General features: G+C 55.6%; 12 protein-coding genes. 7 read left to right on the top strand and 5 right to left on the bottom strand.

The features are described 5' to 3' along the window. Nucleotides 1-58: 58 nt before the first annotated feature. Nucleotides 59-1,060, bottom strand: a complete 1,002-nt coding sequence (locus N2604_RS26310) for an NAD-dependent epimerase/dehydratase family protein (RefSeq protein ID WP_260371046.1) — start codon at nucleotides 1,058-1,060, stop codon at nucleotides 59-61. Next, entirely contained in the window at nucleotides 1,057-2,232 is a 1,176-nt protein-coding gene (locus N2604_RS26305; RefSeq protein ID WP_260371045.1) for a DegT/DnrJ/EryC1/StrS aminotransferase family protein, read from the bottom strand. Before N2604_RS26305 ends, N2604_RS26310 begins: the two co-directional genes overlap by 4 nt. Nucleotides 2,233-2,742: 510 nt before the next feature. Between N2604_RS26305 and N2604_RS26300 the strand changes: the two genes are divergently transcribed. Next, the gene (locus tag N2604_RS26300) at nucleotides 2,743-3,618 is read left to right on the top strand and encodes a glycosyltransferase (RefSeq protein ID WP_260371044.1); all 876 of its coding nucleotides are present in this window, start codon (nucleotides 2,743-2,745) and stop codon (nucleotides 3,616-3,618) included. A gap of 27 nt (nucleotides 3,619-3,645) precedes the next feature. Here N2604_RS26300 and N2604_RS26295 read toward each other — a convergent pair whose 3' ends face one another. Then, nucleotides 3,646-5,079 (bottom strand): glycosyltransferase family 4 protein, encoded by a 1,434-nt coding sequence (locus N2604_RS26295; protein WP_260371043.1) that lies wholly within the window; start codon nucleotides 5,077-5,079, stop codon nucleotides 3,646-3,648. Between the two features lie 47 nt (nucleotides 5,080-5,126). Then, nucleotides 5,127-5,873, bottom strand: a complete 747-nt coding sequence (locus N2604_RS26290) for a glycosyltransferase (RefSeq protein ID WP_260371042.1) — start codon at nucleotides 5,871-5,873, stop codon at nucleotides 5,127-5,129. A 605-nt stretch (nucleotides 5,874-6,478) separates the two neighbouring features. On the opposite strand from N2604_RS26290, the gene N2604_RS26285 reads away from it, so the two are divergent. From N2604_RS26285 to N2604_RS26260, 6 genes are all read left to right on the top strand, one after another. Then, nucleotides 6,479-6,676 carry a hypothetical protein gene (locus N2604_RS26285; protein WP_260371041.1) on the top strand — a complete coding sequence of 66 codons (198 nt, stop codon included), beginning with the start codon at nucleotides 6,479-6,481 and terminating at the stop codon, nucleotides 6,674-6,676. Nucleotides 6,677-6,686: 10 nt separating this feature from the next. Further along, a complete protein-coding gene (locus tag N2604_RS26280; protein ID WP_260371040.1) occupies nucleotides 6,687-7,856 on the top strand; it encodes a glycosyltransferase family 4 protein in 1,170 nt (389 codons plus the stop codon). Then, the gene (locus N2604_RS26275; RefSeq protein ID WP_260371039.1) at nucleotides 7,853-8,578 is read left to right on the top strand and encodes a polysaccharide deacetylase family protein; all 726 of its coding nucleotides are present in this window, start codon (nucleotides 7,853-7,855) and stop codon (nucleotides 8,576-8,578) included. Before N2604_RS26280 ends, N2604_RS26275 begins: the two co-directional genes overlap by 4 nt. Nucleotides 8,579-8,899: 321 nt before the next feature. After that, nucleotides 8,900-9,985 carry an O-antigen ligase gene (locus N2604_RS26270; RefSeq protein ID WP_260371038.1) on the top strand — a complete coding sequence of 362 codons (1,086 nt, stop codon included), beginning with the start codon at nucleotides 8,900-8,902 and terminating at the stop codon, nucleotides 9,983-9,985. A 73-nt stretch (nucleotides 9,986-10,058) separates the two neighbouring features. Then, nucleotides 10,059-10,847, top strand: a complete 789-nt coding sequence (locus N2604_RS26265) for an FkbM family methyltransferase (protein ID WP_260371037.1) — start codon at nucleotides 10,059-10,061, stop codon at nucleotides 10,845-10,847. 393 nt (nucleotides 10,848-11,240) lie between these two features. Continuing rightward, nucleotides 11,241-12,038: a right-handed parallel beta-helix repeat-containing protein gene (locus N2604_RS26260; RefSeq protein ID WP_260371036.1), complete on the top strand. Its 798-nt coding sequence runs from the start codon at nucleotides 11,241-11,243 to the stop codon at nucleotides 12,036-12,038. A gap of 28 nt (nucleotides 12,039-12,066) precedes the next feature. Here N2604_RS26260 and galE read toward each other — a convergent pair whose 3' ends face one another. Beyond that, complete coding sequence (gene galE, locus N2604_RS26255; protein WP_260371035.1) at nucleotides 12,067-13,086, bottom strand: UDP-glucose 4-epimerase GalE; 1,020 nt, start codon at nucleotides 13,084-13,086, stop codon at nucleotides 12,067-12,069. Nucleotides 13,087-13,359: the final 273 nt, after the last annotated feature.

Genomic DNA, 13,359 nt, shown 5'->3' with positions numbered 1-13,359 from the left:
GGACGGCTGCTCGCAGCCCCGGCCTTTTCGTCGGCCAGCAGCAACATTTCGGTCCGAATCATGATGCAGCTACCTGTCGTGGAGCACCGGCAGCGAGCTCGCGCTCCGCGCGCCACCATTTGACAAGCTCTGAGAGGCCGTGGTCAAGCGCAGTGGTAGCCCGGAATCCCAGCAGGCGCTCCGCTTTTCCGGTAGATGCCTGCCGGCGTGGCACTGGATTGATCGAACGCTCTGGTGCGAATTCTAGGTCTATCCCCTGCTTTCCCATTACCGACGCGAGGACTTGAGCGAGCTGCACCAAACTTGTCTCGGTGCCGCTGCCTACGTTGAACACCTCGTCCGTCACCTTCGACCTCGCCGCGAGGATATTGGCGCGGGCGACATCGCGTACGTGCACGAAATCCATAGTATGGCCGCCCTCACCGAAGATAACAGGAGGCAGGCCGGCCTCCAGCCGCTCCATCCAGCGGATCAGCACCTCGGTGTAACGTCCATGGATGTCCATACGGCTGCCATACACGTTGAAATATCGGAAAGCGACGTAGTCGAGGCCGTACATGTCATTGTACGCGCGGAGCAGCCCTTCATTGAAGGCCTTAGCGGCCCCGTACAGAGTTCGGTTATCGTACGGATTCTGTCGCTCGGTCGTGGGAAACTCCTCCGCCATGCCGTACACAGATGCAGAGGAGGCGGCAATCACCTTTTCGACATCGTGCTTGACGCAGAGGTCAAGGAGGTCGAACGTGGCGTCAACCATGACTTCCTTGGCGAGATGAGGTTCGGCGGCGCAGTGAGTGATGCGCAGTGCAGCCTGGTGAAACACAATATCGGCCGCCTTGACCAGTGCGCCCATCAGCTTGCCATCGCGTATATCGCCCTGGACTAGCCGCACCGGTCCGCGTCCCAGTGCCCGTCGGAGATTTTCCGGCCGACCTCGGACCATGTTATCGAGAGCGACGATTTCGATGCAGCCCTCGTCGCACAACAGGTCGATAATATGGGACCCGATGAAGCCCGCGCCCCCGGTGACCAGAATACGTTTGCCCTTGAGATCGATCAACTTGCGCTCCTATTGCTGGGCCTTGCCAGTGCCAGAATATCTTCCCGTTCGCCGTCGATGGACCGCGCGAACTCTGGGGCAATCACCTTTTTCAACGTGGAAACGATTTCGGCCACCTGCTCCGACAACAGCTCCGGATAAATGGGGAGCGAGAGGAACTCGTTCGCAAGCCGCTCAGTGACGGGAAGATCGCCCAGGCCATATCCGAGCTCTGCGTATGCTTTCTGCAGATGCACGGGAACGGGGTAATGGATGGCGGCGCCAATGCCGGCCTCTTGGAGGGCGCTCAGCGCTTCGTTGCGGCGCGACAGCCTGACAGCATAAACATGGTAGACATGGCGGCTGTTCCACGGTGACCGAGGACGAGCGCACGAGAGACTCGATAGCAACCGATCGTATTCCGCGGCAACTGCCCGGCGCGCCTCCGTCCAAGCTTCAATGTAGTTCATCTTAACGTTCAGCACCGCTCCCTGAATGCCGTCCATGCGGTAGTTATATCCGGCGATCACGTGATTGTATTTGGCCTCTTGACCCCAATCGCGCAACAGCGAGACGCGATTCGCAAGTTCGGGCTGATCCGTCACGAGTGCCCCGCCTTCACCAAACGCGCCCAGGTTCTTGCCGGGATAAAAGCTGAAGCAGCCGAGATCGCCGATCGAACCTGCGCGGCGCCCCTTGTATTCCGCGCCATGCGCCTGTGCCGCGTCTTCGATGACAAGGAGACCATGCCGTCGAGCGATCGACATGATTGGATCCATGTCGGCCATGAGCCCGTGAAGGTGGACGGGCAGGATAGCCTTTGTCCGCGGCGTGATCGCGCCCTCGATGGATGCTGGATCAATCGTCCACGTAACGGGATCAACGTCCACAAAAATCGGTCTGGCGCCAGCGTAAAGTATAGCAGCCGTTGTCGCAACGAACGTCATCGAGACAGTAATGACCTCGTCGCCCGGTCCGATACCGGCTGCGAGCAGCGCAAGATGGAGCGCCGAGGTGCCGCTGTTTACCGCGCGGCAGTGCGCGACCCTGCAGTGGTCTGCAAATCGTTTTTCGAAAGCAGCAACCTCCGGCCCGAGCACAAATTGCGCACTCTCGATGGAGCGCGCCACAGCGGCATCGATTTCGGTTTTGATCTGACGGTACTGGGCCTTTAAGTCCAGAAAAGGTATCAAGGCGCAATCCTTTTTGATTAAAATCTTGGTGTACGATTTAAAATAAATCGCGTATTAAATCAACCAGAAATAATGTGATAAAAACTTGACGTTAGTTCTCCGGCGGGAAAACCCAGCGTCGTTCTCCGGTGGTGAAGCGATCCCAAATCGTCTTTTTTTGGATTGATTAAATGTAAAATCTGTAATTTAATTCAGATAAAAGTATTGATAAAATCCGGTAGATGCAGTTGTTTGAAATTAAAGTGCCAGTATGTCGCATGAAGTTTGCTGCCGGTGTGACTCGCGCCGCTGGACCACGGCATTTGTGCTCGGCTGGAATTAGCGGATTTCGTTCGAGGGACGCATCGCGCGGAATACAGGGGGCGGCGGGCAGGTCACGCCGAAGCCGGAGCGGGGCACTTGGGGACGGCACAGCGAACACCTGCGTAGCGGCCGCGCGAGGTGATCACGTTTACCTGAGAATAGCGCCGAGGCGTATTCGAGTTTGATCGATTCCGACCGGGTTAGCCTATGATCTCGATCGTCGTCCCGGCCCACAACGAGAGTTCCGTAATTGCGCGGACGTTGAGCCAATGGCTCGGCAACCCAGGCGGGGGCAACCCGGCCTCGGATGAGATCGTGGTAGTCGTCGTTTGTAATGGGTGTACAGATGACACAGCGAACGTTGCCCGGCGCTTCAGTCCCGCCGTTCTTGTTGCCGAAACTGATATCGCAGGGAAGACTCACGCCCTGAACTTTGGCGACCGAATCTCAGGCGCATTTCCGCGGATTTATGCTGACGCCGATATTGTTATTACCGTTGATGGCATTCGAGCTCTTGCAAAACGCCTTGAGCGAGGGGACGTTTTGGTGGTGGCTCCCACGGCTGACATCAATCTGACGGGCTGCTCTTGGCTGGTTCGCAAATACTACGAGATCCGGTCACGGCTGCCGTCTTCGCGAGAGGGAATCGGCGGTTCCGGCGTCTACGCCTTATCTGAGGCTGGGCGCGGGCGGTTCGGTCAGTTTCCAGATATCATCGCTGATGACGCGTATGTTCGCCTTCAGTTCAGACCAGAAGAGCGGGAGACACTGCCTTCCGTGAGGTCAACGGTATTCCCTCCACGCACTGTGCTGCAGCTGATTGCGGTTAGAAGTCGTGTCTATAGTGGAGCATTCGAGCTGGGCCGCCGCTTTCCCGAGCTCAGCGTGAATAAAGGCGAATCCAATAATTGGGCGCTCTTTGCACTGATCAAAGAGCCTCATTTGTGGTCCGGACTATTGGTCTATTGTGGTGTTAACATCATTGCTCGATGCAAGGCGACGCTTCGGTCGGGTAGCAGAACCCATCCCTGGGAACGCGATGAGACTTCTCGTGCGGCGGTTTCTGTCGATCCGGCCAAATGACGGTGCAATCCTCCTCGTATCAGTTTTCTACGGCTCGGAAATCGCACGAAGGAGTACCTCACCGTGACGCTTTGCGCAGTCCGTGGCGCTGAAGCGCCTTCTTGAGTCTTCAGCCAAGAATTGTCGCGCAGTCGACCATTGCTCACGCTGTGCGATCACAGATCTCATTGCCGCGACAAGTTCCTCCTTATTTGGCTGTGGTTTGAACCGCATACGGCCTGCACTTTCCCAACTCGGCGTCTCCGCGCGCCCAAGCGGGCTTCCGACGACAAAACCTCGGCTTCCGTCTGTACCGACCTGCTCACGCGCGCCGCCAACGTCGCTCAGCACAACAGGCAGGCCTGCGCTTAGCGCCTCCATGCTGGCCAGCGACCACCCTTCAAAAAATGAATTGAGCACAAAGCAGTCAGCAGCGGCAAATAAAATCGATGGGTTTGCAAAGGAATGCCTAAGGTGAATTCGGTCCTTCATTGATGAATGTTCGCGAAGTGCGCGCACTTGGCTGGTGTACATGTGATTGTCTAGACGGCCAGCGATCAAGAGATGTGCGTTCGGAGCACCTTGTGCGACCTCGGAAAATGCCTGAACGAGTCCATATGCATTCTTTTGAATGGAATGCCGGCCAAGGCTGAGAAAAAGAAATTCGTTTTTGAGACCAAGCCAAGCCCGCGCAACTGCACGATCGCAGGAAGGACGATGGGTGTCATTGTAGCCGTTCGGGATCGTGATGATCCGATCGTCGCGGAATGAGCGATTGCCTTTTAAGTATTGTCGTCTGACGAGTTCGCTTACCGCCACGAACGATGAAATGAACGTGGACCGTGTGGCCTCTCTGCTCCAGTCCGTGCTTATCGGGGTTGGAATGCCATGGAGCGTCTCGACAACGGGAATGCCAGCGCTCAAAGCATCTTCCAGAATCCAATCTGGCGGATCATGTGCGCTTATGACATCAGGACGGTTGGCTGCTAACCACTGACGGCACTGGCTTGGTGAGGCAACAACAACCGATGTTTTCTCTCGCTTAAGCGCCATGCACAATTGTCCCGAATAGGTTCTCACGTCCGGCCCCAAGGAAGTGGGCGTGCACATGACGGTCACTCGAAATCCCAGAACGGGTAGCCGTCGCGCAAGGAAGGCGACAAATTCATCAAGACCTCCGGCGTCGAGTGCTGGGGTCGTGATCAGGCAATGCGCATGACAGGACGATGCCATGAGTTCAATCGGTTGGATATCGGGCGGATCCGGAAAATGGAGCTCGGGAACGGTCGGAAAAGAGCACGTATCGTGCGGAACGAGCGGTCTTGACCAACCATCGAGGATTTCGTTGTTTTCCCAGCTGGACGGCGCGCCAACAATCAGCTTTCTTCCGGCGCTCCGGAAGCTGCGCGGCAAGCGCCAGGAATTGCGTTGAGCCCACAATATCGTCCGCTTTGAAAGACCGTTGCGCACGAGACTATTCATGACGTATCAACTGCCGGTGTCGTGATTCCAAGGCCATTTTTGCATGTTCATGACTGGAGCAGGGGTCCAAAGATGTCGAGCATATCCTGTTTCTCTACTTCGGGCGGATAGCGCTCAAGCGCGAAACGGGAGGCCGTAGCCGCCAGGGAGTCTGCCGATAGGGGGTCATTGTCGATATGGTAAATGGTCGCTTCCACCGCGGTTACAAAACCAGAAATATCGCCGTCTTCAACGGCGGTTGCGAAAGGAGGGTGGAAATATTCGCGACCTCCAGAACCGTGATAACCAACCACGACACAGCCGCAGGCAAGGGCCTCAAGTGGCGGCAAGCCAAATCCCTCTCGAAAACTAAAGCTGAGAAATACTTTTGCCGTTCGAAGCAGTTCGGCCGTCTCCGCCTCGCTGCGACCATCGATGGCAACGATGTTCCAGCCGTTGAGAGCACCCCGAAGCCTCAGTTGCGCAAGCACAGCAGCTGAATCGTCCGGTCGTTTTCTCGGCATGTAAACGATCCGACGTTGTTTTGGGCCTTGGGGCGGATGATACAAACTAGGATTAATCCCAAGTCGAATACGCCGAACGGGCGTTGCTGGAAAGGTTCGTCTGATGACGTCGGCATTGTCCTGAGAGACGACCAACACCAGCGCGAGATCTGGGTTATTTGTATACGGCGCCGCGTAGGCAAGCCCATTCTGCAGGGAGCTTAATGTAAGATAGGCGTTCTGATTGAAAATCACTTGTCGAACGTTGGACGGCAGGTTGCAGATCGACCGGCCATACACTTCGGGTACCACGAATATATCGCGCGGTCCTAAGGTTAGCTCACTTGCGCTGATGACTCGGGTTGTGTTTTCAAACCAGCTGCAGCGAAATCCTGGTCGGGCGTGTACGATGGCTGCATCCAGTCCAGCGTCGTTCAGGGTGTCGACGCAATGATATAGCTTGCGGACTCCGCCGCTCGGGGATTTGTAATGCGGGCATACGAACCAGGCGGTTGGAGAGGACGAAGCGGGCTTGCGTCCTGCTAAAACGCTCGCCCGGAGTTTGCTAATAGCGTGGTCGGCACTTGCCTCATCCAAGAAAAAGCGAAGCTGGTGCGAGCGGTGGCGAAGCGTCGAACGAGCGCGCTTGAGCAGAGACCTGACCATACCTCTGTCGGATGCTTCAGTTCGCTCGTTTGCCACCAGCAAATCCGTTTCCACGATTAAAAATGTGGTCTTTTAATCTACCCCGTAAATCAATAGTTATCCTGCTTAGTTAATACGGAATAGGCAGAAGAGAGTTCGGTCTCGCTCTCGATGCTCTCATCCCGCCGGAAGTTAATGTATTTTTTAATTGATGGTTATATATAATCAAGTATTAATTTGGGGGGTGGGCTCCGTGAAGGGTTGAGGTCGTCATGGGCATTATTGATGAAGCGAACGGTTTGGAAACTCTCGGCAGGGTTTCAATTGTCCGCTCTAACGGAGCTGTTAGCGTGGCCATGCCAAGCGAGGAACACGGCGACTGTCAGCCATTAATCGAGGCGGAAGCTAATCCAGCGCACCTTTTCGTAAAGCGCCATTTTGGCACCATCTGCTGGTTGCGCAATCCATAGGGGGCACAAGATGGATCACAACCAACATATCCCGAGCTGCCGTTCAGCACGGCGGGTTGCATTCGCTACCATCGGAGATGCGAGCGAGGTGAAATTCTGGTCCGGTACGCCATTTCACATGTCGGAATCCCTTGCAAACCAGGGGCACGAGGTCGTCCATATCGGACCGCTGAGCGCACCAAGTCTGCCATTATACAAGGTATATTCGAGACTTCGGCGTACTGTTCGCAGTCGGGGCATCTCCCCATTCCAGGCCGGCCCTGTGGTAGCTGAGTATGCAGCGGACGCAGTACGCAAAATCCGCGCCGCGTCGGCCGATATCGTCTTCGCGCCCGCCGGATCCACCTTTGCTTGGAGCGTGCCCGATGGCGTTCCCCTCGTCTATGCGTCCGATGCGACTTTTCGGCTTATCGAGGACTACCATCCCAATTATCGAAACCTATCACGCTCGGCTCGAGAGACTTCGGAACGCCTGGAGCGGGATACAATCGCGCGCGCCGATTTGATCCTCTATCCGTCGCAATGGGCGGCCGAATCTGCCGTTAGGGATTATGGCGCCGATCCTGCGCGGGTGCATGTCGTTCCTTGGGGGGCCAACCTCAAAGAGGCGCCCGATCGCGACTCCGTGCTTGGATGCCGGAAGCCAGGCCCGTGTCGGATGCTCCTGATCGGCGTCAATTGGAAAGAGAAAGGTGCGGACACCGCGATCGAGATTCTTGCCGAACTGAACGACAGAGGCATAAAGGCGGAACTCGTGATCTGCGGATGCTCTCCGCCGAATCCTGTTACCCAGGAGGGCCTGACGATCATCCCTTACCTCGACAAGAATGATCCTGCACAGCGCAGCCGGCTTGAGCAACTTTATCGCGATGCGGATTTCTTTCTGTTGCCGACTCGCGCGGACTGCTTCCCCATCGTGTTGTGCGAAGCCGCAGCTCATGGTGTGCCGAGCGTTGCACGGGCGACAGGTGGCGTTCCTTATGCCGTCCGCGAGGGGGCGACCGGTGTACTGATGCCGTCGAACGCGAGTAAGTCAGACTACGCTGGCGTCATTGCGGAGATTTTTGCGAACCCGAACAGGCTGGCCCGATTGAGACAATCGAGCCGCGACGCCTACGAGACGCAACTGAATTGGCAGGCTTGGGGCCGACGGGTCTCAGACCTGATACAAGCTCTATGATTGTCCTCAACTATCATGAATTGGTGGAAGCGTCGCCTTCCAATGCGTGGTGCCTGACGCATGAAACATTTGATGCGCATCTCGCGCTTTGCGGGGACATGCTGGTCTCGCCTCAAGCGTTTCTGGAGCATTGCCGCGATCCGAAGGCCAGTCACAGCGGCGCTGTCCTGCTCACGTTCGACGATGGATTTCTTTCGGACTACACGCATGTCTATGCTCGTTACGTGGAGACCGGACGGATTCCAGGGTTCATGTCTTTTGTCCCTGTGGATTTCGTAGGCTCGCCGGGACGCATGAGCTGGGACATGATTGAGGAACTCGGCAGGGCCGGCGTTGTGATTGGCTCGCATGGCATGGCCCATGTCGACTTGACCACTGTCTCGGATGCCGAACTCGATCGCGAGCTTACGATGTCGAAGTCGATGCTGGAGGATCGCCTCGGGCAACAAGTTACCCTTTTCGCGTTTCCATATGGTCGCTTTTCCCGACGGGTTTGGGACGCGGCTCTGAAGGCGGGCTACTCGCACCTCTTTACAATCCAGCTTGGCTATCATCGCGGGTTCGAAATCTTTCTCTATTCCCGTCTTTGCCTGACGAACAACATGGACACGACGTACATGCGCCAGCACTTGATTGATCCGGATGCGATGCGGGGCGTTGCCTGGAGAATCAGCACCAAACTGGGGCTGTATCGCCAACTAATGCGCTTCAGGTATCGATAATATCGTCACGCCTGTGCGGCGGGCAGAGGCATTCACATAGGAAGGAAGCCGGTGGTAAGCATTGCGGCAAAAAGGTCTCGTCAGGTCGGAAGGTCGTTGCCTCCCGTCGGCCGACAAGTTGCAGCGGCTCAACCGACGCGGAGCCCCAAGATCCCTCCGCTTCTTACGGTTTTCGTTTTCTCGTTGGCTATGCCGATTCTTATCTATATAGGCTCGATACGCTTGTCCCCTTACCGGCTCGTGCTGGTTGCGACCTTCATTCCGTGTTTGATAGCGTGGTTGTCTGGACGGATGGGGCGAACACGGCTGCCGGACATCTTGATGCTTTTGGCGGCGATATGGCCGGCGATCGTATTGGTGAGCCAGCACGGCATCGACAGCGGTCTGCAGTCCGCAGGGATCTTCGTGATCGAGACGCTCGGAACCTTCCTGCTTGCAAAGCGATACGTTCGGGATGTTTTCGCGTTTCAGCACATGGTGAGGTGTCTGGCACTCATAGTCGTTTTTCTGCTGCCATTCGCCGCGTATGAAAGTATCTCGGGCTCGCCGATCTTGATTGAATTGTTTGGCAAGGTATTTTCGGTCTACAGGGTCGTTTATGATGAGCCACGGATGGGGCTTAGACGCGCTCAGGGCCCCTTCGAACACCAGATCTTGTTTGGTGTCGTGTGTTCAAGTGCCTTCGCCTTGAGCTATTACGCATTTGGCGTCGCCCGGCGCCAAATGGGGCGATTAGCGTTGGGCCCTGTGGTGATGGCGGTGTTCTTTTCGCTTTCCTCCGGTGCTCTCCTATCGGTCGTCGTTCAGGCCATGTTTATCGCTTGGGACAAAGTTACTGTGAACTTGACGCGACGTTGGGCAATATTGGCCTTACTGATGATCAGTGCCTATCTTGTCGTGAACGTCCTCTCCAACCGAACCCCTTTTGAGGTCTTCATTTCATATCTGACGTTCAATGCGGACACTTCCTACATGCGTGTGCTCATCTGGCAGTACGGCACGGGATCAGTGATGGCGCACCCGATCTTTGGAACTGCTCTATATGACTGGGATCGTCCCGAGTGGATGCCCGGCAGCATCGATAACTTCTGGTTGGAAACCGCCGTTCGGTACGGTTTCCCCGGCTTGTTGTTTATGGCTGGCGGTTTTCTTTCGGTTTGCTTTGGTCTGGGCCGGCTGAGAAACCTCTCGTTTGAGGTAGCGCAATGCCGAAAGGGTCTTATCATCACGCTTTGCGGACTGGCTTTCGCCGCCTGCACAGTCCACTTGTGGGATGCTCCTTACGTCTTGCTCATCTTCCTGCTCGGTAGCGGCATGTGGATGTTCGATCACAATAACGGGTTCGCTTCCACAACGTCCGCGGCGCAAGACGCTCATTCCCATTGGGTCACTCATCCCGACCTGTGAAGATGTTTCCTGACTTATCCAGTGGAATTTGTACGTGCCGTGATATCAGTTTCAAAAAGATGGAAGGCAAGAAATGGGGCTTCTCGCCGGTTTACGTGCGTACTATACTGAATTCGGATTTGGCGGTGTCTCGAGCATTGCCAGGTTTGGCCTGACAGGGCATCCGAAACGCGTTCGCGTGCAAATAAATGGGATCAAGCAACCTTTCACGATCAGAATGCGATCGTCAGACCACCGGGTCTTCCACGACATCTTTCAGCAGCATGAGTACCTGTTCAATCCTCCAGAGCCACCTTCAACCATAATCGATGCCGGCGCGAATATTGGCTTTGCATCGATCTACTTTGCAAATAGATGGCCCAACGCGCGAATCGTGGCAATTGAACCGGACCCGGCAAACTTCGAACTGTTGGTTGAGAACACCAGGCCCTACCCGAACATTCAACCGCTTCAGGCTGCAGTCTGGAAGGAGAATGCGAAACTTGACATGTTCGACCCCGGCACCGGATCGTGGGGTATGCAGACCATGGCAACGGCCGATGGAGGTATTGATGGACTGACGCTTCCGGAGATCATGCGGCGCTACGACATGCCGCGAGTCGACGTCCTCAAGATGGATATTGAGGGAGCAGAGAGAGAGGTCTTCGAGAACTGTGCCGGATGGATCGACCGCATCGGATCGCTGGTCATCGAAATTCACGAGCACTTAAGACCGGGCGCCGAAGCATCGGTAATGCAGGCCAAAGGCCACTTCAAGGAGATCTATCACAAGACGGCCCGGGCCGGTACTTGGTACATGTTACGAGAAAGAGGGCTGCAGCCGGATTTGCCGCAGGTCTGTCGCGGCCGGATACTAAGCTAAAATGCAAAAAGAGAGGTCCTCCATGTGATCCAACTGCTGCGAGTTTGGCCTGTTAGTCGGAAGCGGCGCCCCGGCGCGCCGGCACCGGATTGCCCTTCAGCGGCCTTGCGTTGCTCGTGGTCCGTAGGGGCGGCCAGGAGCAAGGGCGGTGATGCTCACTTATGCTCAAAGTGCGCCCCTCGGCCCCGGTTCGCGGCTAAGCTGGTCTTAATGTTCGTTCCACTGGTAATCATTGTCGGCACAGCGGCGATGCCGTTGCCGAATGGCGGTCCTGCATGCCCAGCGGGTTATTCGTCCTCGGCCTCATATTGCTTGCCGTCAACGGACGCCAAACCTGCCATCCCGAAAGTGGGGCAATGTGCGAGCGGGTATACGTCGTCCGGCAGTCATTCGATGAAGTCGGACCGGACCGTCACGGCAGCTGGCATTGTTGCTCTCGACAAGAGCGTGGGCAGCATCGCATTGACCGTCGGAGCAACAAATGGTTCTGGCGACAACGCTGACGCAGAATCGATCAACGATGCCCCGCAAAGCATGCCTGTCGGCGCCATCCCGCTCACCTTCAATGATGCGATCTTCACGGGAATGACGGAAAAAACCAGCGGGCTTTGGCTCAGTAGGGGCCAGAACCTTTTTCGTACTTCAATTAGGGAGCAGGTCTCTGAACCGGCAAGCATCGGGATGAGCGGCAACAATAGCATTGATTACTGCCGTATCCTTTCGAGGGAGGGCATTCGCGTCAGTGGTTCGGGGGCATTCAACATCAGCAATTGCTACATTGAGGCACAAGGCATATCCGGCGATCACGCTGACGGTCTGCAGACCTATGCACCGGGGAATCGTGGGACCATAACCATCAGAAATACGACGTTTTATTCTTACAACCATGACGCGACCGCTGGCATCTTTGTCGCAGATAACTGGACCGGCACGATCGATTTGCAGGATGTCGTTTTTATCAGCGGTCCCTATGGCTTGCGCGTGCATCCCGACAGCGGGGGCGACAATTTCGTTTACCTAAGGAACGTATACTTCGTCGGTCCATTCCAATATGGCCCGTTCTTGCTCAGGGATTATGGCGGGCACGTGAATCACATTATGCTCTGGGACAACGTTCGTTATGCCACGATTGTAAATGGGTTGCTTGTACCGGGATCGAGGATCGCCCCTCCGAAGCGAGTTGGATTCTGACCGAGCCGTTACTTAGTACTCTGGTCTTTCAATGCCTTTTGCTTGCCAGCTCCAACTCCCACCGGTAGGCATGTCGCACCATTGTTGATAGTTCGTCAAAACGGGGGAGCCAACCGAATGATCTAAGCTGATCACTATTGGCGACCACCGATGCCAAGTCCCCAGCTCGGCGCGGGGCTAACCTAACCTTAAAATCAATTCCAGTTAATGCCTTGACGATATCGACAACCTCTTTAACGGAATAACCCCGACCATACCCGCAATTTACGGTGAAGCTCCTTGTCCCTCGTTGCAGACGGCTGAGTGCGAGGACGTGAGCGTCCGCTAAATCTGCAACGTGGATGTAGTCTCTGACGGCAAATCCATCGGGTGTAGGATAGTCGTTTCCGAAAATTTCCATGCAGGGTCTTTTCCCGAGAGCTGTTTCGATCGCCACCTTAATGAGATGAGTAGCATTCTTCGTTGATTGACCCATTCGGCCTTTTGGATCGGCGCCGGCCACGTTGAAGTATCGTAGAATGGCATAACGCATCTCGTGCGCTGCTCCCGTATCCTGGATCATACACTCGGCCATGTACTTTGACCGGCCATATGGTGATTGGGGATCAGGCTTCTGGGCCTCCGAAACAAGCGATTCTGAATTTCCGTAAATCGCGGCGCTCGAAGAAAATATGAAATTGTCGACCTTTTCGCTTATTGCGGCGGCGAGAAGCGTGTGGGTTTTCACAGCATTCGCCAAGTAATAGCCGAGCGGGTCTCGCACGGAATCCGGCACGACAGTCTTCGCCGCAAAATGTAGGACAGAAGTTATCTCGTTTGTCCTGATCACGCGACAGACCAGGTCAAAATCGCCCACGTCGCCTATGATAAGTTTAGCGGTGTTTGGGACGGACCAGCGGAAGCCCGTGGACAAGTCGTCGAGAATGATGACTTCATGTCCCGCATCGAGAAGGGCGAGGACTGTGTGACCTCCGATGTAGCCTGCCCCACCTGTGACCAAGCACGTCGACTTAGGGGGCGGATTAAGCGGCCTCGTTGTCAGTTCCATGCGGGATTACCATTCAAGATTGAATTGGGTTGTAGGGCCAAATTGTTGCCTGCCGGGCGCTGTACCCTCCTTATATGCTCTCCATGAAGAGACATCTGTACGCGCTCATCGGACCTGATCGACAAATTTATTCAACGTCGCCAATTAAAATGCGCAATAGGTCCCTCAAACCCTCCTAAGACGTGTACCTCATTAAGCGCCCGCCCGAGCGGTGTCCGCTTCTCCCCTAACAGCAACGCTAAAGCGGAGATTGCCTGGCTTCCGCGTTGAGCC

The organism is Bradyrhizobium sp. CB1015, from assembly GCF_025200925.1.
Classification (GTDB): Bacteria; Pseudomonadota; Alphaproteobacteria; order Rhizobiales; family Xanthobacteraceae; genus Bradyrhizobium.
This window is presented reverse-complemented; position numbering and strand designations above follow the sequence as displayed.

Bases quoted from the DNA above. Each gene is read 5' to 3' on its own strand.
- galE (WP_260371035.1), bottom strand. From the start codon at position 13,086: ATGGAACTGACAACGAGGCCGCTTAATCCGCCCCCTAAGTCGACGTGC.
- N2604_RS26300 (WP_260371044.1), top strand. From the start codon at position 2,743: ATGATCTCGATCGTCGTCCCGGCCCACAACGAGAGTTCCGTAATTGCG.
- N2604_RS26285 (WP_260371041.1), top strand. From the start codon at position 6,479: ATGGGCATTATTGATGAAGCGAACGGTTTGGAAACTCTCGGCAGGGTT.
- N2604_RS26260 (WP_260371036.1), top strand. From the start codon at position 11,241: ATGAAGTCGGACCGGACCGTCACGGCAGCTGGCATTGTTGCTCTCGAC.
- N2604_RS26280 (WP_260371040.1), top strand. From the start codon at position 6,687: ATGGATCACAACCAACATATCCCGAGCTGCCGTTCAGCACGGCGGGTT.
- N2604_RS26295 (WP_260371043.1), bottom strand. From the start codon at position 5,079: ATGAATAGTCTCGTGCGCAACGGTCTTTCAAAGCGGACGATATTGTGG.
- N2604_RS26275 (WP_260371039.1), top strand. From the start codon at position 7,853: ATGATTGTCCTCAACTATCATGAATTGGTGGAAGCGTCGCCTTCCAAT.
- N2604_RS26270 (WP_260371038.1), top strand. From the start codon at position 8,900: ATGCTTTTGGCGGCGATATGGCCGGCGATCGTATTGGTGAGCCAGCAC.
- N2604_RS26265 (WP_260371037.1), top strand. From the start codon at position 10,059: ATGGGGCTTCTCGCCGGTTTACGTGCGTACTATACTGAATTCGGATTT.